Source organism: Rhizobium sp. BK538 (genome assembly GCF_014197575.1).
GTDB lineage: Bacteria > Pseudomonadota > Alphaproteobacteria > Rhizobiales > Rhizobiaceae > Rhizobium.
On sequence record NZ_JACIFT010000007.1, the window covers coordinates 139,261 to 164,894 of the forward strand.

23 protein-coding genes and 1 riboswitch are annotated in these 25,634 nt (G+C 61.1%); of the genes, 13 read left to right on the plus strand and 10 right to left on the minus strand.

What is annotated here, in order from left to right; all coding sequences use genetic code 11:
* Nucleotides 1-12: 12 nt before the first annotated feature.
* From FHX09_RS10675 to FHX09_RS10700, 6 genes are all read right to left on the minus strand, one after another.
* Nucleotides 13-1,062, minus strand: coding sequence for an Ldh family oxidoreductase (locus tag FHX09_RS10675; RefSeq protein WP_132588620.1), 1,050 nt, complete (start codon nucleotides 1,060-1,062; stop codon nucleotides 13-15).
* A 33-nt stretch (nucleotides 1,063-1,095) separates the two neighbouring features.
* Nucleotides 1,096-2,061 carry a hydroxyacid dehydrogenase gene (locus FHX09_RS10680; RefSeq protein WP_184449906.1) on the minus strand — a complete coding sequence of 322 codons (966 nt, stop codon included), beginning with the start codon at nucleotides 2,059-2,061 and terminating at the stop codon, nucleotides 1,096-1,098.
* 77 nt (nucleotides 2,062-2,138) lie between these two features.
* The gene (gene pdxA, locus FHX09_RS10685; RefSeq protein ID WP_184449908.1) at nucleotides 2,139-3,128 is read right to left on the minus strand and encodes a 4-hydroxythreonine-4-phosphate dehydrogenase PdxA; all 990 of its coding nucleotides are present in this window, start codon (nucleotides 3,126-3,128) and stop codon (nucleotides 2,139-2,141) included.
* A gap of 32 nt (nucleotides 3,129-3,160) precedes the next feature.
* Entirely contained in the window at nucleotides 3,161-4,294 is a 1,134-nt protein-coding gene (locus FHX09_RS10690; RefSeq protein ID WP_132588623.1) for an iron-containing alcohol dehydrogenase, read from the minus strand.
* A gap of 348 nt (nucleotides 4,295-4,642) precedes the next feature.
* Nucleotides 4,643-5,830, minus strand: a complete 1,188-nt coding sequence (locus FHX09_RS10695; protein ID WP_184449910.1) for an exo-alpha-sialidase — start codon at nucleotides 5,828-5,830, stop codon at nucleotides 4,643-4,645.
* A gap of 11 nt (nucleotides 5,831-5,841) precedes the next feature.
* Nucleotides 5,842-6,747: a dihydrodipicolinate synthase family protein gene (locus FHX09_RS10700; RefSeq protein WP_132588625.1), complete on the minus strand. Its 906-nt coding sequence runs from the start codon at nucleotides 6,745-6,747 to the stop codon at nucleotides 5,842-5,844.
* Between the two features lie 305 nt (nucleotides 6,748-7,052).
* Here FHX09_RS10700 and FHX09_RS10705 point away from each other — a divergent pair, with 305 nt between their 5' ends.
* From FHX09_RS10705 to FHX09_RS10765, 13 genes are all read left to right on the plus strand, one after another.
* A complete protein-coding gene (locus tag FHX09_RS10705; protein ID WP_132588626.1) occupies nucleotides 7,053-8,702 on the plus strand; it encodes an ABC transporter substrate-binding protein in 1,650 nt (549 codons plus the stop codon).
* A 141-nt stretch (nucleotides 8,703-8,843) separates the two neighbouring features.
* Nucleotides 8,844-9,800, plus strand: a complete 957-nt coding sequence (locus FHX09_RS10710; RefSeq protein ID WP_184449974.1) for an ABC transporter permease — start codon at nucleotides 8,844-8,846, stop codon at nucleotides 9,798-9,800.
* Between the two features lie 2 nt (nucleotides 9,801-9,802).
* Complete coding sequence (locus FHX09_RS10715) at nucleotides 9,803-10,762, plus strand: ABC transporter permease (RefSeq protein WP_132588627.1); 960 nt, start codon at nucleotides 9,803-9,805, stop codon at nucleotides 10,760-10,762.
* Nucleotides 10,762-11,769: an ABC transporter ATP-binding protein gene (locus tag FHX09_RS10720; RefSeq protein ID WP_184449912.1), complete on the plus strand. Its 1,008-nt coding sequence runs from the start codon at nucleotides 10,762-10,764 to the stop codon at nucleotides 11,767-11,769. Before FHX09_RS10715 ends, FHX09_RS10720 begins: the two co-directional genes overlap by 1 nt.
* A complete protein-coding gene (locus FHX09_RS10725) occupies nucleotides 11,769-12,761 on the plus strand; it encodes an oligopeptide/dipeptide ABC transporter ATP-binding protein (RefSeq protein ID WP_007794536.1) in 993 nt (330 codons plus the stop codon). Before FHX09_RS10720 ends, FHX09_RS10725 begins: the two co-directional genes overlap by 1 nt.
* Entirely contained in the window at nucleotides 12,758-13,819 is a 1,062-nt protein-coding gene (locus FHX09_RS10730) for a four-carbon acid sugar kinase family protein (RefSeq protein ID WP_184449914.1), read from the plus strand. The genes FHX09_RS10725 and FHX09_RS10730 overlap by 4 nt, the downstream gene beginning before the upstream one ends.
* A 25-nt stretch (nucleotides 13,820-13,844) precedes the next feature.
* Complete coding sequence (locus FHX09_RS10735) at nucleotides 13,845-14,609, plus strand: FadR/GntR family transcriptional regulator (protein WP_184449916.1); 765 nt, start codon at nucleotides 13,845-13,847, stop codon at nucleotides 14,607-14,609.
* A 48-nt stretch (nucleotides 14,610-14,657) separates the two neighbouring features.
* A riboswitch (TPP riboswitch) is annotated at nucleotides 14,658-14,769 on the plus strand.
* Between the two features lie 92 nt (nucleotides 14,770-14,861).
* Nucleotides 14,862-16,688 carry a phosphomethylpyrimidine synthase ThiC gene (thiC, locus tag FHX09_RS10740; protein ID WP_184449918.1) on the plus strand — a complete coding sequence of 609 codons (1,827 nt, stop codon included), beginning with the start codon at nucleotides 14,862-14,864 and terminating at the stop codon, nucleotides 16,686-16,688.
* 1 nt (nucleotide 16,689) lies between these two features.
* Nucleotides 16,690-17,658 carry a glycine oxidase ThiO gene (thiO, locus tag FHX09_RS10745; protein ID WP_037083010.1) on the plus strand — a complete coding sequence of 323 codons (969 nt, stop codon included), beginning with the start codon at nucleotides 16,690-16,692 and terminating at the stop codon, nucleotides 17,656-17,658.
* Entirely contained in the window at nucleotides 17,655-17,852 is a 198-nt protein-coding gene (gene thiS / locus FHX09_RS10750) for a sulfur carrier protein ThiS (RefSeq protein WP_007794550.1), read from the plus strand. Before thiO ends, thiS begins: the two co-directional genes overlap by 4 nt.
* Nucleotides 17,853-17,854: 2 nt before the next feature.
* Nucleotides 17,855-18,628, plus strand: a complete 774-nt coding sequence (locus FHX09_RS10755; RefSeq protein ID WP_132588631.1) for a thiazole synthase — start codon at nucleotides 17,855-17,857, stop codon at nucleotides 18,626-18,628.
* Complete coding sequence (locus tag FHX09_RS10760) at nucleotides 18,625-19,248, plus strand: thiamine phosphate synthase (protein WP_184449920.1); 624 nt, start codon at nucleotides 18,625-18,627, stop codon at nucleotides 19,246-19,248. Before FHX09_RS10755 ends, FHX09_RS10760 begins: the two co-directional genes overlap by 4 nt.
* A gap of 121 nt (nucleotides 19,249-19,369) precedes the next feature.
* On the plus strand, nucleotides 19,370-20,695 hold the full coding sequence (locus FHX09_RS10765) for a glucoamylase family protein (protein ID WP_183719715.1): 1,326 nt from the start codon (nucleotides 19,370-19,372) through the stop codon (nucleotides 20,693-20,695).
* On the opposite strand, the gene FHX09_RS10770 is transcribed toward FHX09_RS10765, so the two are convergent.
* From FHX09_RS10770 to FHX09_RS10785, 4 genes are all read right to left on the minus strand, one after another.
* A complete protein-coding gene (locus FHX09_RS10770) occupies nucleotides 20,696-21,736 on the minus strand; it encodes an ABC transporter ATP-binding protein (RefSeq protein WP_184449922.1) in 1,041 nt (346 codons plus the stop codon). It lies immediately after the preceding gene.
* Nucleotides 21,733-23,349 (minus strand): iron ABC transporter permease, encoded by a 1,617-nt coding sequence (locus FHX09_RS10775; RefSeq protein ID WP_132588634.1) that lies wholly within the window; start codon nucleotides 23,347-23,349, stop codon nucleotides 21,733-21,735. The genes FHX09_RS10770 and FHX09_RS10775 overlap by 4 nt, the downstream gene beginning before the upstream one ends.
* 113 nt (nucleotides 23,350-23,462) lie before the next feature.
* A complete protein-coding gene (locus FHX09_RS10780) occupies nucleotides 23,463-24,491 on the minus strand; it encodes an iron ABC transporter substrate-binding protein (RefSeq protein WP_007794571.1) in 1,029 nt (342 codons plus the stop codon).
* 142 nt (nucleotides 24,492-24,633) lie between these two features.
* A complete protein-coding gene (locus tag FHX09_RS10785; protein WP_132588635.1) occupies nucleotides 24,634-25,623 on the minus strand; it encodes an Ldh family oxidoreductase in 990 nt (329 codons plus the stop codon).
* Nucleotides 25,624-25,634 lie beyond the last annotated feature (11 nt).

The window sequence follows — 25,634 nt, forward strand, 5'->3', positions numbered from 1 at the left end:
ACCATCCCGGAGCTAGGGCATGGCAACCCCGAGTCGCTCGGCATGGGGCGCCAGAGACGCCATGATGTTAGGGTGCAGCACCACTCCATCTACAAGGGCGCCACGCTTTAGCGCCAGGCCGTTCTCTCCCGGCAGCCGAACTCGCGTAACTCCGGGCCGCGGCGGATTGCTGTGGCAGGCATCGGCGAGCCAGCCGGTCTGCCGCAGAAAGGCATCTCGGCCACCAAAGGCGTCCGGATCGAAAACCTGAACCGTGACGGCCGCGTTCGTACCCTTGAGGTCATCCACACGGCCAAGTCCAGCAAGACCCTGCGTGAAGGCTTCGACATGAAGTGCCATGCCATAGCCCTTCTGGCCATGATCAAGCCCTCCGACCGGCAGTAGCGTGCCGCCGCGTTCGATCACCCGCGGATCGCGACTCGCCTCGCCGTTTTCATCCATCAGCCACTCGTGCTCATACTGTCGGCCTTCGCGGACCAACCGCTGCGCCATGTTGACCGTCGTGATCGACGCGCTGATGTCGATCAGGATCGGATCGCCGGGCGTCGGAATGCCATGGGCGACCGGGTTGGGCGTATAGACGCCTTTTCTTCCCCCGAAGGGCGCGACCTGTGCACCGGATGGGCTGGAGCTTGCAATGCTGACCATATAGCCGCGATCGGTTGCAATGGTGAGATAGGCGGCAAGGCAACCGATATGATGGCTGTCGGCAATTGCGATCGTCGCTGTGCCATAGGTGACGGCGCGCTCGCAGGCGAGCTTGACCGCCTCGGATGTCAGCCATGCACCGGGAAGGCGTCGCCCACACCAGGCGACGGCTGGGCCGCGATCGGACAGGATACCCGGCGCGCCCTCACGCTTCATCACGCCATCGGCAATGCTTTGCAGGTACCAGCCGGCCAATGCCAGGCCATGCGTCGTATGCCCCATCAGATCGGCTTCGACGAGATAGTGGGCAACGGCGGCCGCCTTTTCCTCCTCGAGCCCGGCAGTGGCAAACAGCGCCTGCGCGAATTGGCGCAACGTATCCGGTGCGTAGCGGGTATCGGGTGTCTCGCCCATGTTCATCTCCATGATGTCTCGCCACCAAACCGGTCAGCGCGCCAGAAAGCGGGGGTCAAGCGTCCTGCCATCGAGCGCCGCAAGCACGTTCTCGGCCGACATGATCGAAACGGCGTATTTCGCATCGAGCGTGACGCCTGCAACATGCGGGGTCACCAGCGTGTTCGACAGCTGAAATAGCGGATTGTCGATGCCGGGCGGTTCGAGGGCGAAACTGTCCAACCCGGCACCGGCGAGATGCCCATGTTCAAGAGCCGCGATCAACGCCTTCTCGTCGACGACTTCGCCACGCGCCGTGTTGATCAGGAACGCGCCCTGCTTCATCAGCCCGATGCGGCGGGCGTTGATCAGGTTCTGCGTCTCCGACGTCAACGGGCAGTGCAGGCTGACGATGTCTGAGTTTGCAAGAAGCGTATCCAGATCGGTTTCGCGGCTGACGCCATCTTGAAAGGCGCCGTCCAGCGTATGCGGATCGAAGGCCGAGACGATCATGCCGATGACGCCAGCTATCCTGGCAACCGTCTGGCCGATAAAACCGAAACCGACAAGACCGAGCCGCCGGCCGCGCAACTCGCGCCCTTTGTACTGGTTCTTGTCCCAGATGCCGTCGCGGATCAACGCGTCCTGACGCGGCAGATCCTTGACCAGCGCCATGATCAGCGCGAGCGCGTGCTCGGCGACCGAGTGCCCATTGCTGCCTGTCGTCATAGAAACCGGAATGCCGAGCGCTGTAGCCGCGTCCACGTCGATGTCGTTTGTTCCGACACCGTGCTTGGCGATATGCCGGAGCCTGCCGCCCACCTGCATTTCCTCCGGCCCGAGAAGATCGGCGAGCAGGCGCACGATGACTGCATCCGGCTTGTGGGCCCTCATTATTGCGATGACGGCTTGCCGGTCGATATAGGGCGGCGTGGCAATGACATTTGCCCCGGCATCTTCCAGAAGCGCACGACCTTCCGGCGCCAGTTCGCCGCCGAGAACGACAACAGTCTTTTCCATCGCTCATCTCCTCCAAAGAGCAAAGCGGCAGGCGGCGCAACACTGCGCCGTCGACGATCCAGAGCGCTTTCCGGGCGTTACGCCGCCTGTCGGCGTGGGGAGCGCGCCATCAGCCGCGCATAGGCAATGGCCGAGAGCATGTTCACATGGTTGGCCTTGCCCGTGCCGGCGATGTCGAAAGCCGTGCCGTGGTCGACAGACACACGGTCGATCGGCAAGCCGAGCGAGACGTTGACGGCCGTATCGAAGGCGATGAGCTTGATCGGGATGTGGCCCTGGTCGTGATACTGCGCGATCACCAGATCGAAGGCCCCATTGTAGGCTCGGGCAAACACGGTGTCGGCCGAGATTGGCCCCACGACATCGATGCCCTTTGCCTGCGCCAGCTCGACGGCGGGCGCCAGGAATTCGATATCCTCGGTGCCGAACAGACCGTTCTCGCCGCAGTGCGGGTTGAGACCGGCAACCGCGATACGCGCCTTCTTGCCAAGACGCATGAAATGATTGTGACCCGCCTCGATCGTTGCCAGCACGCGCTCGGTCTTGGCGCGCTCGATCGCCCCCTTGAGCGAAATGTGTGTAGAGACGTGGATGGTGTTCAGCCGCTCCGAAGCGAGCAGCATGAACGAGCTTTTCGAACCGGTAAGGTGCGCCAGAAGGCCGGTGTGACCGTCATAGTGATGACCGGCAAGGTTCATCGCTTCCTTGTTGATCGGCGCGGTGACGATGACATCAGCATTGCCAGACATCGCAAGATCGACGGCGCGGCTGATGTATCGCACGGAAGCATCGCCCGCGACCGGGCTGACCTTGCCGATCTCAGGCAGCGGCGCGCCAAGCTCCACCTCCTCGACGGCAATCTTGCCCGCACCCGATGCATCTGCCGGCGCAAAGGAAAGACCTGCCGCTGCGCTACGGTTGGCACGCTCGAGTGCTTGCGTGTTGCCGACGATGACGAAATCCCGCCGCTCTTGCTCCGGCATCGTGGCAAGCGCCTTGACGATCACCTCGGGGCCGATGCCGGCCGGATCGCCGAGCGTTACGGCGACTTTCGCATTCCTGTCCATCACTCACGGTCCTCTTTGAATGGAAGCCAGCCTCAAAAGGCGGCTTCGTAGATCGAGCGGATATCTGCGCGCGAAAGATCACGCGGATTGTTGTCGAGCAGGCGACGGATGGCAAAGGCATCGTCGGCCATCGCGTCCAGATCGCTTGCCGGTACGCCGAGGCCTGAGAGCTTCATTTCAATCCCGAGTTCGGCGCAGAAGGAAAAAGCGGCGTCAAAGACGGACTCGACACTGTCGGAGGTCTTTTGGCCAAGCGCCTCCATAATGGCACGCGTTTTCTCGGAAACCGCCGGGGTGTTGAACGCTAGAACATGCGGAAAGATCAGGGCGTTTGCCGCACCATGCGCCACATGCCAGCGCGTACCGAGCGGGTAGGCGAGCGCGTGACCGCCGGCCGTATTGACCGGGCCAAGACAGAAGCCGCCATAGAGCGAGGCTAGCGACAGGCCTGCACGCGCCTCTGCGTCGGATCCGTCCTTGACGGCGCGGGCCAAATATTTTCCGACCAACCGTGTACCCTCGATCGCGTAGAGGTCGATCATCGGATGCGCCTTGCGATTGGTGAAGGCTTCAACACAATGCGCCATGGCATCGACACCCGTCGCCGCGGTCGTGCGTGCGGGCACGCTGAAAGTCAACGCCGGGTCGACGACAGCGATATCGGCCAACATATGCATGCTCTCGACAGCAAGCTTGGCCATTGTCTTCGGATCAGTGACGAGGGCTCGGATGCCCGCCTCGCTGCCGGTGCCCGACGTCGTCGGCACCTGCGCCAGCGCAACGCGTCGCGGCCCTCTGACCTTGTTCGGCCCGACAACCTCATGCAGCGTCTGCGGCGAGCTGGCGAGCACGGCGGCAAGCTTGGCAAGATCCATGGCGCTGCCGCCGCCGAAACCGACGACGAGCTGAGCATCTGCCGCATTCGCCACCGCCAGCACTTTGTCGAGATTGGTGATATCCGGCTCGGGTGTCACATCAGCAAACACCGTGACTTCACCCTTGAGCGCCAGCGCATCGACACGCGTCGCATTGAAGGCGTCAGAAATGACGAGAACCCTGATATAGCCTTTCTCGCTTGCCCACTTGCCGAGCCGCTCCGCCGTGCCGACGCCGAACTCGATCAAATGCGGCCGGACGATTGTTATCGGCGAATCCAAGCTGACCACTGGATCACTCCTCCCTGCAAATGCCGCGACGCCCCGCGTCACAAAGATGTAAATTTGTTATACAATGCCATCGCATTTGGCAAGCGAGGAGATCACGGGAGCTGGAAGAAATTGCGATTCGCCTTGTCGTTGCGTGCGCAAAGCAAAATCGAAATTCCGGTTATTACACTGATACAAATGATAAAATGGCAAACACCCCCATCTAGCGGTGTTGAGTCCGGACAGGCACTGAATCGCTAGGCAAGTGATATGAAGTTGTCAAAACAGAAGCGCGATTCGACGCGGCTGCCTCTTCTGCGAAGCCGCGTCGGATCGATGAATGCTCACAACTGACAACCTGTGAAGGCGTCACGCAATCGCGTCAGCCGAAAGCCGGACATATTTTATGGCTCGGCGGTAATAGGTATAGGCGACGTGCACGGCGCCATCGGCCCCCTCGACGATCGAAGGGTAGGAAAACTCGCGGTTGACGGAGTCCTTCGAGTTATTGCTGAGGCAATATCCATCTCCGGTGTCGAGGTCGATGCGGCGGGGGAAGCTGGCGCCGCCGTCGCGGGAGAAAGCGAGGCTGAGTGGTGCACGAGGCACGCCCCAGACAGCCTTGCGGCGCTCGACCGTCGGTGCTGGCGCGACCTTGGTCTCCTCATCGCCTTCGATCTCGTCGTACAGCGATTGACGCCGGGCATCCGACGTCAAGGCATTGGAATGGTTGTAAACCATTGCGATCATGCCGTTTTCTAGCTTTGTCGCCTGAATCGACGAGTTGTTGTTCGGCAGACCGATCGGCCGAGGCGCGCTCCAATGCTCACCACCGTCACTCGAGCGGCTATACAAAACCGATTCGGCGAAGCGATTGCGATAGAAGGCCACAAGGTTGTCATCGTCTATCGGCACGATGTTCATATGGACCGCCCCAATGCTATCCGGGACCTCGGCCATGGCCCAGCTCTTGCCCTGGTCGCGCGAGATCAGCACGCCTGCCGTATCCACGTCGCCCGTCCAGCGTTCGCCCGGCAATCCGATGCAGCGAAAGACCGGCAGAAGCCAGGAGCCGGTTTTGTTGACGATGACCGGTTGGCGGACGAAGGTGCCCGGGATGTCGCAGAGAACACGCACCACTCCGAAGGTTTTGCCGCCATCCTCAGAGATCCGACATTTGACAACAGAGCCATCCTGGTTGCCCGATGTTTGCGAGGTATAAAGCAGCCAGACGTTTCCGTCTGGTGCATTGAAAATCAATGGGTTTTGCTCGGATTTCGCCGAATCGTCCGACATCTTTTCCGGTTGCGACCAATGCGTTGCTCCCGGTGCGAGGCGCGACATGTAAATCGAGATGTCGCCCATGCCCTCCATCGTGCCGCCGAACCAGACGCAGGTCAGCGTCCCATCAGGTAAAAAGGCGAGATTGGCGGCGTGGTTCTGAATGCAGGGAGAGGGAAGATATGCATCGGCGCGTCCCTTCTCGCTCGAATTCGCAACGATCTCTCCGGTCATCAGTGCCGGCACGGCCTCGGGTGGCAAACCTGTAAAGCTCATGATCGCGCTCCTTACGGCAGCTTGGCGTAGGCTTCGGAAAGCGCGGCACAATCGGCGTCGCCGATCGGCATAAGTGGCGCGCGCGTGCGCCGCCACGCAGCATTGCCGGTCTTGAGGCTCACCATGGCCTTGATCGTCGGGATCTGCACATAGGAGTTGGAGAGTGTTCTGTAGGCATTGATGCGGGCTTGGGCTACTTCGACCTCGCCTGCTTGCGCCTCGTCATGCACCTTGTCGTAGACGGTGCGCAGCGAATCCGCGACGAGATTGGAGGTTGCCGTGATGCAGCCCGCACCTCCAGCCTTCAATAGCGGTAACAGCAGCGGATCGGCGCCGGCCAGGACGGAGAAGCCCGGATAGGCCGCGATGATTGCCTGCATGTTGTTGAAATCTCCGGCAGATTCCTTAATTCCGACCACCGTGTCGGGGAAGGCTTCTATCAACCTACCGATCAACGGAATAGAAAGCGGAACACCCGAGACCTGCGGGATATGATAGAGAATGACCTGCAGCCTGGCGTCGGCGATCTTTTCCAGAACCTGCGAGTAGGCAGCAAACAGTCCATCGTCGGATACGCCCTTATAGTAGAAGGGTGGCAGCATCACGACCTTCGTCACACCGAGTGAAAGGGCGTGCTTGGTCAGTTCGACGGTTTCCGGAATGGCGACGACACCTGTCCCTGGGAGTAACATGTCGGCCGGCACACCCGCCTTGAGCGCCGCCTCCAGAATTCCCCGGCGCTCGCTGGATGAGAAGGAATTTGCCTCACCCGTCGTGCCAAGCAGGGCGACGCCGTGGCACCCCTCCTGCAGCAATCGCTGGCAGTGCTCGGTGAAGAGACCAAGGTCCGGGCTGCCATCCGCAGTGAGCGGCGTCGCGGCCGCGCTGAACACGCCTGTAATCTTGTGATTGCTCATATCGTCCTCCTCGGATGAACGCCACGAAATAGGGCGGCGGCGGGAAACCCGACCCGCAAGATGGCACTTTCTTCATCCCTCGAAGCTTTGTTGTCAATATGACAATACCGAAAGCTTCGCCGGTGAATTTTTAATATACTGAAAACATTCACGAAAATATTTAGATATTTCGAAAGCGGGCGATCATGATTAATTTTTGTTGACATATTTACATTATCGCGCAAGTGTCTGCGCCATGTCGTGACGCACTTTCGGGAAACAGAGTGAAAGTGGTGCCGTCACTGATTTTGTCATGGGAGGACACGATGACTGATCGGAATGAAGGGAATATTGCGCAGAAAGCGCAGATGTCGCGTCGCGAAGCGCTGAAGCTTGGCCTCGCCGCCGGCGTCGGCCTCACAGTCTTCGGCATGAATGCACGCATCGTACTTGCCGATGATGGCCAGGTTCTAAAGGTTGCTAATCCGGCCTTCAACCAAGATTGGTCGCCACTGCGCGGCGGCGGCGTTCCGTTCCGCTGGAACTCGATCTGGTGGGCCTCGCCGATGTATTTCGACAGCGAAGGCAAGATCAAGCCTTACGTCTTCACCAGCTGGGAATCCCCCGATAACAAGGTCTGGACCTTCAAGATCGACCCCAAGGCTGTCTTCTCCGACGGCAGCAAGATCACCTCGGCCGACGTCAAGGGATCCTGGGAAGTCGCCTCCATGCCCAATACCAAGAGTCAGCGTGCAGACCAGGTGCTGAGCAAGGTTCAGGGCTATAAGGAAATCGGCGCCGGTTCCGGCAACGAATTGACGGGCGTCGCCACCCCTGATGAAGGCACGGTTATCGTCACCCTGACGGAAGCCGACCCGATCTTTTTCATGCGCCTGGCCAACCACATCGTTCCGATCGCCAAGGCCGCTCAGTCGCGCGGCAGCGACGGCGAGGAAGTGGCCGACTGGTATAAGCCCGACAATAGCGCCGTTTATTCCGGCCCGTTCAAGCTCACCAGCATCGACATCGACGCCGGCAAGCTGGTGTTCGAGCCGAACGAGAATTTCTTTGGCCCAAAGCCGAAACTCTCGCGCATTGAAATCACCTCGATCGAAGACAACGTCACCGCGACGTCGCTGATCAAGTCGGGCGAATTCAATGCCCACACCGAATTGGTCACCTCGACGATCATCCAGGACCTCGGCCCTGAGTTTTCCGCCGGTCCGCTGATCCCGACCAGCCAGCACTTCTGGTTCAACATCAGTCGCGCGCCGATGGATGATCCGAAGGTTCGTCAGGCTCTGATCATGGCGATCGATCGCGACGGTCTCTTCAAGGCTTCCTATCCGGATGGCCCACACAAGAAGGCCGATCAGATCCTGAATTCCGTGCCCGGCGCCGACAATTCCGGCTTCGAGCCCTATCCTTACGATCCCGCAGCCGCCAAGAAGCTGCTTGCGGAATCGACCTACGGTGGTCCCGAGCGCCTGCCGAAGATTCTCTTCGTCGGCATTTCCGCACCGGCAATCCAGGCAGCAGCTCAGTTCATTGCCGAGCAGTGGCGCCAGAACCTCGGCATAACGGCCGTCGACATGAAGCCGCAGCAGGACTCCTATGCCGGTCCGGACCAGAATGCGGTCCAGATCTTCCGTGATGACGTCGGCACCCGCGTTCCCGATGCCGTTTCCTACCTTGCCGGCTGCATCGCCTCGACCTCGTCGAACGCACAAAACAAGCTTGGCGGATACAAGAACGACAAGGTTGATGCGGCGCTCGCCGAAGCTGCGACGAAGGCCGTTGACGATCCGCAGCGCATCAAGCTCGCACAGGATGCCCAGAAGGCATTCCGCGAGGATTGGGCCTTCATTCCGTGGTACTCTCAGGCGATGTCGCGCTGGGCCACCAAGGAGGTCAAGGGCATGGACAAGAACCTCGACTGGCAGGTCGTGGCGCCCTGGGATATTTCGATCGGCTAAGCCGGCACGAATTCTGAAATAGATAGCCCTCGGGCATACTAGCAACCGCGCGAAGACCGCAAGGCCTTCGCGCAAGTTTCAAGAAGACATCGCATGTCCGCGTTGATGCGGAACGTGTCTGCCAACCGGTGGGAGGTAACCTTGTTACGCTACGTGCTGACCCGGTTTGCCATCTGGATTCCGTCCGTTCTGATCGTGATGCTGGCCGTCTACGCGCTGGCCTTCTACGGCGCCGGCGATCCGATTAAGTTGATCTTTCTGCGCGCGCCCGGCGATGTCGCCTATAATCCGCAGCGCATCGAAGCCATCCGCGAAAGTGCTGGTCTGAACAGGCCCTTCATCGAGCAGTTCGGCCTCTACGTCTGGAACCTGTTGCATGGCCAGTTCGGCAATTCATTAATCTCGGGCCGCTCAGTCTGGGCCATGGTTTCGGCTGCGGCCCCTGTCTCCTTCAAGCTGGCACTCTGTTCCATCATCCTGACGACGATCGTTGCCATTCCGCTTGGCATGATCGCTGCGATGAACCAGAACAGCCGGCTCGACTATGCAATCCTCGGCTCGGCTCTGTTCTTGTGGGCGATCCCGGCCTACGTTGCCGGTCCGCTGCTCATGGTCGGTCTCATCGTTCTCCTGCCGGGCGCCAGCGTGCCCTATGGATGGGGCGGCATCTTCGACATGCGCATCCTGCTGCCGCTCGTCGTGCTTTCCTTCCAGCCGATCGCGCTGATCGTGCGCCAGACGCGCGCCGCCGTCATCGAGGTGCTGTCTGAGGATTTCGTCCGCACCGCCCGCGCTAAGGGCGTGCCCGAAATCGTCGTGGCGCTGCGCCATATCCTGCGTCCGGTGCTGACGCCCGTCGTGACACAACTCGGCCTGATCATGATCACGATCGTCAACGGCGCAATCTTCGTAGAGCTGGTCTTCGGTCTGCCCGGCCTCGGTCGCCTGACCGTGCAGGCGCTGACCAATTCGGACTACCCCGTCATTCTGGCGATCACGCTCATCGGATCTTTCCTGGTGATGATATCGAACCTTCTCGTCGACGTTCTCTATCCGCTGCTTGATCCGCGTGCCAACGATGCAAGAAGGAGCCGCTGACCATGTCCGCCGTCCCTCTCTCTCCCGCCGCAACCCAGGAAGAAGCACCTGTCAGCCTCTGGCGTGACGCCTGGTATCGCCTGAAGCGCAATAAGCTCGCCGTCTTCGGCCTGGCCGTCGTCGCGATCCTCGCCTTTACCGCGATCTTCGGCCCCTACCTCACGCCCTACGACTATCTGAGCCAGGATCTCCAGTCCCGAAATGCCGTTCCGTCGCTGCAGCATCTCTTCGGCACCGACGATCTCGGCCGTGATGTGTTCAGCCGCGTCGTCTTCGGCACCCGTACGGCCTTCCTGGTCGCGGTCATCGTCACCGTCATCGCGGTTCTCGTCGGCACGATCCTCGGCGCCATCGCCGGCTTCTTCGGCAATCCGTTCGACCGCGTCATCATGTGGCTCACCGACATGACCATGTCCGTGCCGAACCTGCTCCTCGTCGTCGTCATCAATGCATCATTGAAATCACCGATCACAAAGTGGATGGAGGCGCAGTATCTGGTGACGCTCAATCCCTTCTATCGCCAGACCATCTGGGTCGATTTCATGCTGGTCTTCGGCTCGATGGCGCTGATCTCCTGGCCGCCCTATGCGCGCCTCGTTCGCGCCCAGGTACTGTCGATCCGCAGCCGGCCTTATATCACCGCAGCCCAGGCGCTCGGCCTTTCGAACTGGATCATCATGAAGCGCTATGTCGTTCCGAATGCGCTCGGTCCGTTGATCGTTTCCGTCAGCGCCGGTCTCGGCACCGCTATGGTCCTGGAAAGCGCCTTCAGCTTCCTCGGCGTAGGCGTCAATCCACCGACCCCAAGCTGGGGTAACATGATCTCCGACGGCTTGCGTGTCTGGCAGCATTATCCGCATCTTCTGGCCGCACCGGCAGCCGTTCTCGGCCTTGCCTCTGTCGCCTTCAGCTTCCTCGGCGATGGCCTCAACGACGCACTCAATCCGCGGGGAGCTAAGTGATGAGCACCACCCGATCCAATGAAAAACTGCTGGATGTTCGCGGCCTGACGGTCGAGATCGATGGAAGAAATGGCCCGGCGGTCGTGGTCGATGGCATCGACCTTCACGTCAACAGAGGTGAAACCCTCGGCGTCGTCGGCGAATCCGGCTGCGGCAAGAGCCTGACCATGCTGAGCCTGATGCGGCTGCTGCCGAACAAGATCAAGGTGACCAAGGGTTCTGCGAGCTTCGACGGCAATGACTTGCAGAAGATGTCAAACAAGGAACTGCGCAAGGTGCGCGGCGGCGATATCGGCTTCGTCTTCCAGGATCCGATGACCTCGCTCAACCCGGTCATGCACATCGGCGACCAGATCTGCGAGCCGTTGATCTATCACCGCGGGATGAGGAAGGCAGAGGCTCGCGTCCGCGCCGTCGAACTGCTGCGCCTCGTCGGCATTCCCGGCCCCGAAGAGCGGCTGCGGGCCTATCCGCACGAACTCTCCGGCGGCATGCGCCAGCGCGTGATGATCGCCATCGGCCTTGCCTGCAATCCGAAACTGCTGATTGCCGACGAACCGACGACCGCGCTCGACGTCACCATCCAGGCGCAGATCGTCGATCTGGTGAAGGACCTGCGCGCCAAACTCGGCATGTCGGTCGTCTGGATCACCCACGATCTGGCTTTGATTGCCGGCCTCGTCGATCGCGTTGCCGTGCTTTATGCCGGAACAGTGGTGGAAGACGCGCCGGTCGATGAACTCTACGCCCGACCGAGCCACCCCTACACGCGTGGTCTGCTAGCCTCGATTCCGAAGCTGTCGGATGCGCCGGCAAGCCGGCTCTCCTCGATCGGCGGCACGCCGCCGGAGCCGGGTCGTCGCCCGAAGGGCTGTCCGTTTGCGCCGCGCTGTCCGCTGGCGGAAGCGATTTGCCACGAGCGAGTACCGAAGCTCGAGCCGCTGGCGGGCGCCGGCAATCACCGGGCCGCCTGCTTCGTCGTCCAGAAAATGCAGGAGGCCGCGTGATGGGTGCCCAACCGCTGCTCAAGGTCGAAAACCTCGTCAAGCATTTCCACGTCAAGCTCGGCGCCTTCGGCGAGCGTGCTGCGACCGTCTATGCGCTCGACAACGTCAATCTCGACATCATGGAAGGCGAGACGCTGAGCCTCGTCGGCGAATCCGGCTGCGGCAAGTCGACGACCGGCTTTACCATCCTCAACCTTTACAAGGCGACCAGCGGCAAGGTCGTCTACAAGGGGCAGGATCTGGCGACGCTGGATGAGAAACAGATGCGGCCGTTCCGCCGCGACCTGCAGATTGTCTTTCAGGATCCCTATTCCACGCTCAACCCGCGTATGACGATCGGTGAGGCGATCGGTGAACCGATCCTCTTCCACAAGCTCTGCACCAAGGCGGAGCTGAAGGACAGGGTCGCCTCACTCCTGACCGACGTCGGCCTGCCCACGCGTTTCGCCCAGCGCTATCCGCACGAGCTTTCCGGCGGCCAGCGCCAGCGTGTCGTCATTGCCCGCGCGCTCGCCTGCCGGCCGAAGTTCATCGTCTGCGACGAGGCAATCTCGGCGCTCGACGTCTCGATCCAAGCGCAGATCATCAACCTGCTGCTCGATCTGCAAGAGAAGTATGGCCTGACCTACCTGTTCATCGCCCATGACCTGGCCGTCGTGCGCCATATCAGTACCCGTGTCGGCGTCATGTATCTCGGCCGCCTGGCGGAGCTCGCGACGCGCGAGGAGCTGTTCGAAAACCCGCTGCACCCCTACACCAAGGCTCTGCTCTCCGCCGTTCCCGAAACCGATCCGGAACTGGAACGCACGCGCAAGCGCCAGATCCTGCAAGGCGACGTGCCGAGCCCGCTCAATCCGCCGAGCGGCTGTCGCTTCCATTCGCGGTGCCCAATCGCCATGGACGTGTGCAGCAAGGTTGTGCCGGAATGGAAGGAAGCCAAGCCTGGCCATCTTGTCGCCTGCCACGCTGTCAACGCAGGACAGACCGCATGATGCTAAAGGTCGCGATCATCGCTGACGATTTGACCGGCGCGCTCGACACGGGAACCCCCTTCTTCGACGCCGGACTTTCCGTCGCTGTCGCGATCGACGTCGGGGCCATATCGGAAACGCTTGCGACCGATTGCGAGGTCGTGGTGGTCAACACGGCTTCAAGAGCTCTCCCGGAGGAGGAAGCGGCAAGGAAGGTCAGCGCTGCGGCGAAGGCCCTTCTTGCCGCCTCACCTCAAATCGTTCTGAAAAAGATCGACTCCCGGCTTAAGGGGAATGTTGCGGCAGAAAGCGAAGCTTTGACTGCCGTCTTCGGTCACGGGGCAATCGTGGTGGCACCAGCCATTCCCGATCAAGAGCGTTTGACCCGCAACGGTCACGTCGTCGGTCGTGGTGTCGACAAGCCGCTACCGATTGTCGAACTTTTCGAGGCAAATAACGGCCAAGTGATCGTCCGCGATGCTGAAACGCACAGCGATCTCGACCGGGTGGTTGGCGCTTACGACTGGAAGACGACCCTTGCCGTCGGCGCCCGCGGTATCGGAGCTGCACTTGCCCGCAAGATCGGCCAACCGAACAGGGCAAGCAAACCTTTTGCCGCATCGAGCCGGACTGTCTTCGCTTTCGGCTCCCGCGATCCGATCACGACAGAGCAGATGACCAAGTTGCAAGTTTCCGGCGCTTTGACGTCAACCATCGATGCGCCCATGGGAGCGTTGACGTACGAGGAACGATTTGGCCTACCAATACTTTTGCGGTGCACGGGCGAAATCACCGGCGAAGCTGCAGCAGTTGCCGACCGCTTCGCGAAAGGCGTAAAATCGGTCATAGAGATGATGCGCCCGGAAATGCTGGTGGTCGGCGGCGGCGATACGGCGTTGGCAGTGTTTCACGCACTCGGAATTCGAGTCCTGAGGCCACAGGGCGAAATCGAGGCGGGTATTCCCTGGTTTGACGTCGTAACGTCAGATGGCCTGCGTTTCCGATGCGCGGTTAAGTCCGGGGGCTTCGGTAGTTCTGATAGTTTGGTAAGACTGATTGCACAGAATCAGGCGGCATAAGACAATGCCGGCGGGGAGAATGAAAGTGGACGAAGCAAACGGTGTATCGGCGAATGCGCAAGCGGCGCCTGCGGCTAAGCCGGAGCGCGGCAAGGCCGTCAAGCTGGTCGATCGGGTCTTCGACCAATTGCAGGAGCGTATTCGCTCGGGAAACTATCCGCCAGATTCACGCCTGCCTGGTGAGCACGAGCTTGCATCGATGCTTGGTGTCTCGCGCCCCATCGTGCGCGACGCGTTGGCACGGTTGCGCGATCAGGGGATCGTCTATGCCAGGCAAGGAGCCGGTACCTTTGTCAGCGCCCACGGCTCACCAACGGCGCAGCTTTCCTATTCGCCGGTCAAGACGATCGCCGACATCCAGCGCTGCTATGAGTTTCGCCTGACGATCGAGCCCGCGGCCGCCTACTTTGCCGCCAAGCGCCGTGACGAGGCGGCGATTCAGAAGATTGCCGCAGCGCTAGCCGATCTGCGTGAGGCAACCAGCCACCAGCTTCATCGCACCGACGCCGACTTCACGTTCCATCGTGCGGTCACGGAAGCTGCCAACAATCACTACTACACGGCCTCGATCGATGCCCTGAAGGCGCATATCGCGGTCGGCATGCACCTTCACGGCCTATCGCTCCTTGGTCCGCGTCAAGGCCTTGAGCAAGTCTATGAGGAGCACAACAAGATTTACCTCGCTATCGTCGAAGGCCGCGCGGAAGATGCGCGGGCGCTGATGAAGGCGCATCTCGAGGGGTCGCAGAACCGCCTCTTCGAAGGCCGTGCGCTGGACCTTTCGATGTAGGCTGCGGCAGTCGGCTTGACAGCTCGGCTGCTCTGGCTCTAACCTTTTCACATTCACCAGGGGGGTCCCGGCAGGGGGCTGAGATACTGCTATCGTGCGCAGTGACCCGTTGAACCTGATCCAGTTCATACTGGCGTAGGGACGGTGCAAGCGCTCGAAGGCATTGGATTCTCGCGTGGAATCCGTGTCGGCGTCTTTTCATCATTCCGGCTGAGGACTGGGTCTCCAAACCTAAAACTTGGAGCCTCAACCATGAATATTGCCGCAAAGAACATCACCCCGGCCGTTACGACAGGCCCATTGCCGGCCTCTCGGAAAATCTACATTCCGGGGGAAATTCACGCCGACATCCGCGTGCCGATGCGCGAAATCAGCGTCCACCCGACATCAGGGGAACCGCCGGTCACGGTCTATGATTCCTCAGGCATCTATACGGTCGAAGGTGCTGACATCAGCATCGAGCAAGGGCTTCCGGAACCGCGTCGCAATTGGGTCCTCGCTCGCGGCGATGTCGAAGCCTATCAGGGCCGCCAGGTGCGCCCTGAGGATAACGGCTTTGCCAGTGGCGAACGGCTGACGCCGGAATTTCCTGCCAAGCGCCAGCCGCTCCGCGCAAAGGACGGCAAGGCCGTCACCCAGCTCGCCTATGCCCGCGCCGGCATCATCACGCCCGAGATGGAGTTCATCGCGATCCGCGAAAATCTCGGCCGCAAGGCACAGGCGGAAGCCATCACGCGCGATGGCGAGAGCTTCGGCGCTCGGATTCCGGATTACGTCACCCCGGAATTCATCCGGCAGGAAGTGGCTGCCGGTCGTGCGATCATTCCCGCCAACATCAATCACCCCGAATCCGAACCGATGATCATCGGCCGGAACTTTCTGGTGAAGATCAACGCCAATATCGGCAACTCCGCCGTCACCTCTTCCATGGCCGAAGAGGTCGAGAAGATGGTCTGGGCGGCACGCTGGGGCGCCGATACCGTCATGGATCTTTCCACCGGCCGCAACATCCACAACATTCGCGAATGGATCATTCGCAACTCTCCACTGCCGATCGGCACCGTTCCCCTCTATCAGGCACTGGAGAAGGTCGAGGGCATTGCCGAGAACCTGACCTGGGAAGTCTATCGAGACACCCTCATCGAACAGGCGGAGCAGGGCGTCGACTACTTCACGATCCATGCCGGGGTGCGGCTTCACTACATCCCGCTGACCGTCAACCGCGTCACCGGCATCGTCTCGCGTGGCGGCTCGATCATGGCCAAGTGGTGTCTTCATCACCACCGCGAGAGCTTCCTCTATGAGCACTTCGAGGAAATCTGCGACATCTGCCGCGCCTATGACGTCTCGTTCTCGCTCGGCGACGGCCTGCGTCCGGGTTCAATTGCCGATGCCAACGACGCCGCGCAATTCGCCGAACTGGAAACCCTCGGCGAACTGACGAAGATCGCCTGGGCTAAGGACTGCCAGGTGATGATCGAAGGCCCCGGCCACGTGCCGATGCACAAGATCAAGGAAAACATGGATAAGCAGCTCGCCGTTTGCGGCGAAGCACCGTTTTATACGCTGGGGCCGCTGACCACCGACATCGCACCGGGCTACGATCACATCACCTCCGGCATCGGTGCTGCTATGATCGGCTGGTTCGGGACGGCGATGCTCTGCTACGTCACCCCGAAGGAGCACCTGGGTCTCCCCGACCGCAACGACGTCAAAACCGGTGTCATCACCTACAAGATCGCCGCTCATGCCGCCGATCTCGCCAAGGGACACCCGGCAGCTCAATTGCGCGACGACGCACTGTCGCGCGCCCGCTTCGAATTCCGCTGGGAGGATCAGTTCAACCTGTCGCTGGATCCCGAGACAGCCCGCAGCTTCCACGACGAGACACTGCCGAAGGAAGCGCACAAGGTGGCGCACTTCTGCTCCATGTGCGGCCCGAAGTTCTGCTCGATGCGGATCTCGCACGACATCCGCGCCGAGGCGCAGAAGGAAGGGCTCGACGCCATGGCGGCGAAATACCGCGAGGGCGGCGATCTCTATATGCCGATCGACGCCACCCAAGGGTCGCGTGACTGAGATGCATGTCCTAGTCAAAGGGGCCGGCGTTGCCGGCCTCGCGGTCGCGCACGAACTCAGTCTTCGTGGTGTCGACGTCACCGTTGCGGATCCAAGCTCTAGCCAAGCAGCCTCCTGGCTCGCGGGCGGCATGCTCGCGCCCTGGTGTGAGCGTGAAAGCGGGGACGAAGCCGTCTTGCTGCGCGGCCGCGATGCCATCGACCGGTGGGACACGATGCTGTCGGGCGAGGTACACCGAAACGGAACGCTGGTCGTTGCTCCCGCGCGCGACCAAAGCGAACTCGATCGGTTTGCCGGTCGCACCAGCGGCCATGAATGGTTGGGCGAAGAGCAAATCGCCGCGTTGGAGCCGGCTTTTGCCGGGCGCTTCAGGCGGGCCCTGTTCTTCGCGTTGGAAGGACATCTCGATCCAAGGCGCGTGTTGGGTCTGCTGCGAGAAAAGCTCCTCGCCCGGCGTGTCGCATTCATCGAGCAAGTCACCGAACATACCGACTACGACGACATCGTGGACTGCACGGGCGCAGCACGAATCGGGCAAACGAGCGGACTTCGCGGCGTTCGCGGCGAAATGCTCTATCTGGAAACCCGCGAAGTTACCCTCGCCAGACCCGTTCGCCTGCTGCATCCCCGCTTCCCCGTTTATGTCGTTCCGCGTGGAGATGGCCTCTTCATGGTGGGCGCCACCATGATCGAGACGGAGTTCGGCGGTCCGATCTCGGCGCGTTCGATGATGGAGCTGCTGAACGCCGCCTATGCAGTGCATCCCGCCTTCGCGGACGCTGCCGTCGTCGAAACCGGCGTCGGCATCCGCCCGGCATTTGCCGACAATTTTCCCCGCGTGGTCCTCGAGCATGATGCGGTCGTGCTCAACGGCCTCTATCGCCATGGCTTCCTGCTGGCGCCCGCAATGGCCCAGGACGCTGCGGACCTTGTCTTCTCCAGAACTGAACCAGGAGGAAAAAGCCGATGAAACTGATCGTCAACGGCGAGCATCACGACCTCATTGCACCAACGCTGTCCGAACTGCTGACGCTGATGGAATACGAAGGCGACTGGCTGGCGACTGCCGTCAACGGCGAAATCGTCCACCGCGAGGATCGTGCCGACCACGCACTCAACGACAACGATCGGATCGAAATCCTGTCGCCGATGCAGGGGGGCTGACCATGCTTAAGCTTTACGACACCGAAGTCTCCTCTCGCCTGCTTCTCGGTACCGCACGATATCCCTCACCGGCGATCCTCGCGGAGGCCGTGAAGCGATCGAAAACGGAGATCGTCACTATCTCCCTGCGCCGCGAGACAGCCGGTGGGCGAAATGGCGGTACCTTCTTCGAGATGATCAGGGCGCTCGGCGTTCGGATTCTGCCGAACACAGCCGGCTGCCATGGGGTCTCCGAGGCCGTGCTGACGGCTAAGATGGCACGCGAACTGTTCGGCACCAATTGGATCAAGCTGGAAGTGATCGGCAATCACGATACGCTTCAGCCCGATGTTTTCGGCCTGGTGGAGGCCGCACGCATTCTTTCAGCCGACGGCTTTCAGATCTTTCCTTACACGACCGACGACCTCGTGGTGGCGGAGAAGCTGCTCGAAGCGGGTTGCCGCGTATTGATGCCCTGGTGTGCCCCAATCGGCAGTGCCGCGGGGCCGCTGAACCTCACGGCGCTGCGCTCCATGCGCGCACATTTCCCGGACGTTCCGCTCATCATTGACGCCGGCATCGGTCGGCCATCGCACGCGGCAACCGTCATGGAGCTCGGCTTCGACGCCGTCCTCTTGAACACCGCCGTTGCCGGCGCCGGCCACCCGGTTGCCATGGCCAGTGCATTCGCCAAGGCGATCGAATCGGGCCACGAGGCCTTCGGTGCCGGCATGCTGGAGCCGCGCGATGTCGCGGTTCCGTCGACACCGATCATCGGAAAGGCCGTATTCGCATGAAGCTCGATCCCTTTTATCTCATCGTCGATAGTGCCGAGTGGATTGCGCGGCTGGTGCCGCTCGGCGTCAAGCTTGTGCAGTTACGGATCAAAAATAAAACAGCGGTCGAGCTGCGCGCCGAAATCCGAACAGCAAAGACAATTTGCGCTGTGCATGGCTGTCAGCTGATCATCAACGACTACTGGCAGCTTGCCGTTGAGGAAGGATGCGATTTCGTCCACCTCGGTCAGGAGGATCTGGAAGCGGCCGATCTCGGCACCATTCGTGCCGCCGGCTTGAAGCTCGGGCTGTCAACCCACGACGATGCTGAACTCGATACAGCGATGGCGGCAAAGCCGGATTATATCGCGCTCGGCCCGATCTATCCGACCATTCTCAAGCAGATGAAATGGTCGCCGCAAGGACCGGAACGCCTCCGCATATGGAAGGCGCGAGTGGGCGCCCTGCCACTCGTTGCCATCGGCGGGTTGAACGCCGATCGCATCGAGACCGTCTTCGCCCATGGAGCAGATAGCGCTGCTGTCGTTACTGACATTACGCTGAGCGCTGATCCGGAGGCGCGAACGAGGCAATGGCTTCACGCCACGGCGTCCCGGCGGACAGTGTTTACCGGCGCATAACCGCACGCGGCGGCCGAGATGGCGGCCCCGCGTGCTTTTGTCCCTCCAAAAATCATTGAATTGCACACGACGCTTCGCCATGTTGGTGTCGGGGCTGAATAACAAGTTGGGCTTGGCACGTATGTTACAACGGACCGAGGAAACGGATGTCGCGCTGATCGACAGGCTTCAGCAAGGCGCATTCAATTATTTCCCGAAGCACTACAATCCCGACAACGGGCTGGTCGCGGACACGTCCATCGCGGGTGTTCCCTGCAGCATCGCCGCGGTCGGCTTTTCCCTGTCGTCCTATCCCGTCGCTGTCGAGCGTGGCTGGATGCAGCGCTCCGACGCGATCGAGTACACGCTGAAGACGCTTTGCTTCTTTGCCAACGGTCACCAAGGTCGTGAGCGGCATGCGATCGGCTATCGCGGCTTCTTCTATCACTTTCTGCATATGGACACCGGCCATCGGGCCTGGAACAGCGAGCTGTCAACCATCGACACCACGCTTCTGGTTGCAGGCATGTTGACGGCCGCGGCCTATTTTGATCGCAATACCGAAGCCGAGACGGAGATCCGCAGGCTCGCGAACTTGGTTTACGAGAGAATCGACTGGCACTGGGCGCTGAACAAAGGCCAGACCATTTGCATGGGCTGGAAGCCGGGCAGTGGCTTCCTGCGCTGGCGCTGGCAGGGCTACGACGAAGCGATCCTGCTTTATACGCTGGCGCTGGCTTCCCCGACGCATCCGATCCCGACGTCGAGCTACGATGCTTTTACCGCAAGCTACTCCTGGATGCTGTTCGGCGACCAACCTTATGTCTATGCCGGCCCGCTCTTCATTCACTTTTTCTCGCATGCCTGGATTGATTTCCGCGGAATCCAGGACAAGGCGATGGCCGATCGCAACTGGGATTATTTCCGCAACACCCAGGTATCGATTGCCGTGCAGCGTGATTACGCGGAGCGCAATCCCGGCCACTTCGTCGGCTACAACAAGGACGTCTGGGGTCTATCCGCCTCGGATGGCCCGCCTCCGACGCGCAACATGCGTGGCGGTCGCCATCCGCGCGTGCTCGGCTATGCTGCGCGCGGCGCACCGCTCGGACCAGATGACGGCACCATCGCACCCTGGGCCGCGCTCGCGTCGCTACCGTATGACCGCCAGGCGTCGCTCGATGGCCTTCGCGCCCTGATGTCCACGTATCCGAACCTGCTCTACGAGGATCGTTTCCCCGGCGGGTTCAATCCGACCGTGAAGACCAAGCGACCGGAAGGCTGGGTGGACGATCGCTGCGTCGGCATCGATCAGGGACTTCTTGTGATGACGATCGAAAACGATCGGTCCGACTTCATCTGGGGCCTGATGCGACGGTCACCCGTCATCCGGCGCGGTCTTGAACTGGCGGGCTTTAGCGGTGGCTGGCTGTCGGAAGACGAAGGCTCTGAACTGAAGATCGCCTGATCAGCGGCTTCCGAGAACGTGCGCCTTGCCGGCGATATCGAGACGAACACGATCTCCGCGCTCCGGAAGCGCCACGCTCGATGTCTTGATCATGATCGGCGGCAGGGCCACTCCCTCAAGCGACACGGCGACAGTGCAGGTCGCTCCACCGAATTCCACTTCGACGACACGTCCGCGATAAGTCTGCTCGCTTTCATCAGCAACGACCCTGATCTGTTCGGGCCGTAGCATGATCTCGACCTTGCCCTGGCGGTCCCCGTCGACCGCCACGCGGCCGAGCGCGCAGTCAGCAAAGCCGTTGCGAACGATCGCCGGAAGCATCACGGCGTCGCCGAGGAACAGGGCTGTCTCCCGATCGAGGGGCTGCAGGTAAACCGATTGCGGCGACCCGGCCTGGATCAATCTGCCTTCCCGCAGGACGGCAACCTGATCGGCAAAGGAGAGTGCTTCCGCCTGATCATGAGTAACGAGGATCGTCGTGATACCTGCGGACTGAAGAACGCGCGCCACGGCCTTCCGCATATTCTCGCGCAGTCCTGTATCGAGTGCCGAAAACGGTTCGTCGAGCAACATCAAGCGCGGCTTGCGGCCAAGTGCGCGGGCAAGGGCCACACGCTGCTGTTGGCCACCGGAAAGCTGGTGCGGCCGACGGGTGAGCATGTTGCGGTCAAGCTCGACCATATCAAGCAGCTCGATAATGCGTCGTTCGCGATCGGGCGCACCGCGCTCGAAGCCGAAGCCGATATTGTCGGCGACACTCAGATGGGGAAACAGCGCGCCGTCCTGCGACACGATACCGATGCCTCGTTTGTGTGCGGGCACCGCTACAGGACCGTCAGCCAGAAGCTCATGGTCGAGCGTCACGCGACCGCCGTCGGGTTGCTCGAAACCGGCGATGATGCGCAGCAGCGTCGTCTTGCCCGACCCTGAAGGCCCGACGACGGCAGTGCGGCTTCCGGCGGCAACATCGAGTGAAATATTCTGCAATGCCTGGACATGCCCGTAACGCTTGCTGATGCGATCGATCGTAAGCAGCGTCATTGTCCGGCAGTCCGTTTCGATTGGGCATAAAGAAGAAGCGTGAGCGGCAGCGATAACACGACCATCATGAATGCGTATGGCGCCGCCGCCACGTAATCGATCTCGCTGGTCAGCGACCAGAACCTCGTGGCAAGCGTCTCCACCCCATTCGGCGCCAGCATCAATGTCGCGGTGAGCTCGTTGGTAATCCCGAGACCAACAAGCGCAACGCTGGCCGCCGCACCCGGCGCAGCCAACCGCATGGTGATCTGCCTCACTGCTTGGGCGGGCGTGCGGCCAAGGCCCATCGCGGCACGCTCCAGCTCCACGGGTGCCTGGGCGATACTGGCCCGGAGGCCCACCATGGCACGCGGCAGAAACAGCAGTATGTAAGCAACAATAAGGGTCGCGAAGGTCTGATAGAGAGGCAGAACGAGACGGACCGTAATCGTCACCAGCGCGAGCGCCACGACCACACCCGGCAACGAGCCGACATAGTAGTGGCAGGCCTCGAGCAGGCGCTGGAGACGCCCCGGTGCGCGCACGGAGAGCCAGGCCATCGGTGCGGCAGCAATCGTCGCAAGCGCGCCGCCGGCGATAGCAAGAACGATGGTTTGCGCGAAAGCATTGCCGACCGTGTCGACACGCCAGACCTCGAGCCCGCCGAAATAGAGCCACCGCACCAGCGTTACGAGAGGAACGCCGAGCGCCAGAGCCGCCAGCCCCACCTGAAGCACGATCGCCGGCACCACGAACCAGCCGAGCCGCCGGCGATCCGCAGGCCGCGCCGAGCCGGATCCGACCCGGGCATATCGCTCATTGCCGCGCAACAGGATTTCGAGACCCAGCAGAAACAGGCAGCAGCAGACAAGGACACCGCCCAGCATGTTGGCCGCGGGGCTGTTATAGGCGGATTGGAACTGGTCGACGATGGCGGTAGCGAAGGTGTCGAAACGGATCATCACGTAGAGACCGTATTCCGACAGCAGGTGCAACGCGATCAGCAGCGAGCCGCCGCAGATGGCGAAGCGCAGCTGCGGCAGGATCGTACGGAAGAACAGACGCCAAGGCCCAAGGCCGAGGGAGGCGGCAGCATCCTCGATGGCGGGATCAAGCCGACGCAAGGCGGCAGCGACCGGGAGGTAGAGAAACGGAAAATAGGCGAGCACGGAAACAAAGACGCCGCTCTGCAGGCCGCGCATGCCCGGAACGAGGCTGATCCAGGCGTAACTATGGACGAAGGCCGGCACCGCGAGCGGCGCAACCGCCAGCCACGACCACAGCCGGGCGAAGGGTATGTCCGTCCGTTCGACCAGCCAGGCAAGCGTCACGGCAAGAGCGATCGACAGCGGAATGGTAAAGGCTTCCAACAGCACCGTGTTGACGAGCAATTCGCCGACGCGCGCGCGGAACACCAATTCCTTGACGGTCTGCCAGCCGACATCAAAGGTTATCCAGCCGATGAAGCCAAGCGGCACCAGGCTGAACAGCGCCACGACGGAGGCAAAGAGGATGACGGCAGCGTGGGGCAGATGCGCCCGCAGCCGATCTATTCCCGCCACCGGCCGCGCCATCGGCCTTTCATGGCCGGGAACAAGCAATCTGTTGTCCTGCAGCAAGGCCGCCGCCTTCATACGCTGAAAAAGGAAGGCAACCGCCTATGAAAGGCGGTTGCCGATTTCGTCATGCCCTACGTTTTTCTTGAGCCAAAAGCAACAGTTTTGACCCGCAGGGGCCTGCGAAAGGACTAGATGATGCCCGCGGCCGTCATCAGTTCCGTCACCTTCTTGCTGTTCAGCTTGGCCGCATCAACCTTCGGTGCATCGAGATCAGCCAGCGGAACGAGCTTGTCGTTCGAAGCGGCATCCTTACCGATGGCATATTCGTAGGACGTACCGCTCTTCAAGATGTCTTGGCCGGGCTTGCCGGTCACGAACTTCAGGAAGGCCTGAGCTTCCTTGGCATGCTGGCTCGACTTCAGAGCGCCACCGCCGGAAACGCTGACGAATGCACCCGGATCCTGGTTCTTGAAGTAGTGCAGCGCAACGTTCTTGCTGTTTTCACCGGTCTTCGCCTGATCGCCGAACCAGTAATAGTGATAGATCACCGCACCCTCGACTTCGCCGGCATTGACCGCCTTCATGGCGACGCTGTTGCCCTTATACGGAGTGGAATTTTCCTTGAGCGCCTTGAGCCACGCCGCCGTTGCTTCCTCGCCCTTGAGTTCGAGCAAAGCGCTGACGATCGCCTGGAAGTCAGCGCCGGCCGGCGAAGCGCCCCAACGACCCTTCCAGGCCGGATCCGCAAGGTCGAGCAGCGACTTCGGCAGCTTGTCTTCAGTCAACTTCGTCTTGTCATAGACAAAAACGGTCGAACGGGCGGCAATGCCGGTCCACATGCCGTCAGACGGACGATATTGCTCCGGAACTTGGTCTAGCGTTTCCTTATCGACCGGCGCAAAGAGGCCGGCGGCATCGACCAGCGTCATGGCCGGAGAGTTCTCGGTCAGGAAAACGTCGGCCGGCGACGCATCGCCTTCCTGAACGATCTGGTTGGCGAGCTGCATGTCCCCGCCCTGGCGCATCGTTACCTTGATGCCGGTTGCCTTGGTGAATGCATCGATCCACTCGCGCCCGAGGCTCTCATGTTGAGCGTTGTAGACGACAATGCCTTCGGATTCCTGCGCCACAGCGGCGCCGGTGGCGAGCGAAGTTGCGGCAACAAGCGACGCAGCAAGCGCCAGCGCGCCGGAAACGCGATTAAGGGAAGTTTTCATGAAGCCCTCCATGGTGTTGCACCCGAGATCCCCGAGGTGATGGGAGCCCGTATATTTTTGTTGATCTGGCATTTCAAGTTTTAGAGATGCTTCGGGGATCACAAATACTTGAAATCGTTCGTCAACTTTAGAATCGTTCTAGCTAGAGCGAATAGATGGTGGCAACAACTTCATCCTCGACCTCGAGGCCGCTTTCCAGCGCCTGTCTACGAGCCGTTTGGCCGCGACGCCCGGGGAGCCGCACGCCGGGGTCGGACGAAATCTGGTCCGCCAACCTGACCAACCTTTCCGCCACGCCATTTCCACCGCTAGCGGCCGGGTTGATGACAACAAGCATCTGCCCAAGACCGGGCGCTGAACCCTTGTCGTCAAAAAGCGAGGAGGACTCGAAGGAGAAATTGGCCCCGGTCAGGGCGCCGGCAAGGAATTCGACCATCATTGCTAAGGCCGCACCTTTGGCCTCTCCAGATGGGGCCATCGTCCCCTCGAGTGCGGCAAGGGCATCCGTCGTCGGCTGACCGTCCCGGTCAAAGGCCCAATCAGCAGGGATATCAACGCCTTTCTGGCGTGCGGCCATCACTTTGCCACGGGCGACGCGCGAGAGCGCGAGATCAATGACGAGAGGGTCAGTCTTCGGGATCGGCGCGGCAAACGCGATGGGATTCGTTCCAAAGACGGGTTTCCGCCCGCCCCAGGCGGCCATGGAGGCGGTGGCGTTGGCAACCATCAGAGCGACAAACCCCATTTCCGCAAACCGCTCGACGGTCAGCGCAAGAACGCCGGCGTGGTGCGAACGGTGAACTGCCGCCAAGGCAATGCCCTGCTCCCTGACAATCTCCGGAAGAACCGAGGCGGCGAGATCAAACGCAGGATAGGCATAGCCGTGGCAGGCATCGATCCGCACAACCGCAGGAAACAGTCGTTCGAGCTGCGGCTTGGCAAATCCATCGACCTTGCCTGCCCTCGCCTGCTTTGCGTAAGCCTCGACGCGGCGCAGGCCATGACCTCCCTGTCCAGCCGCTTCGGCAGCAACAAGCGCCCTAGCGACCGAGCGCGCATTTGCCTCGTCCACGCGATTGCGCGTCAGGGCATCGATAACCAGCGTTTCCGCCGCAGCCAAAGTCAAATGCATGGCGACCTGCA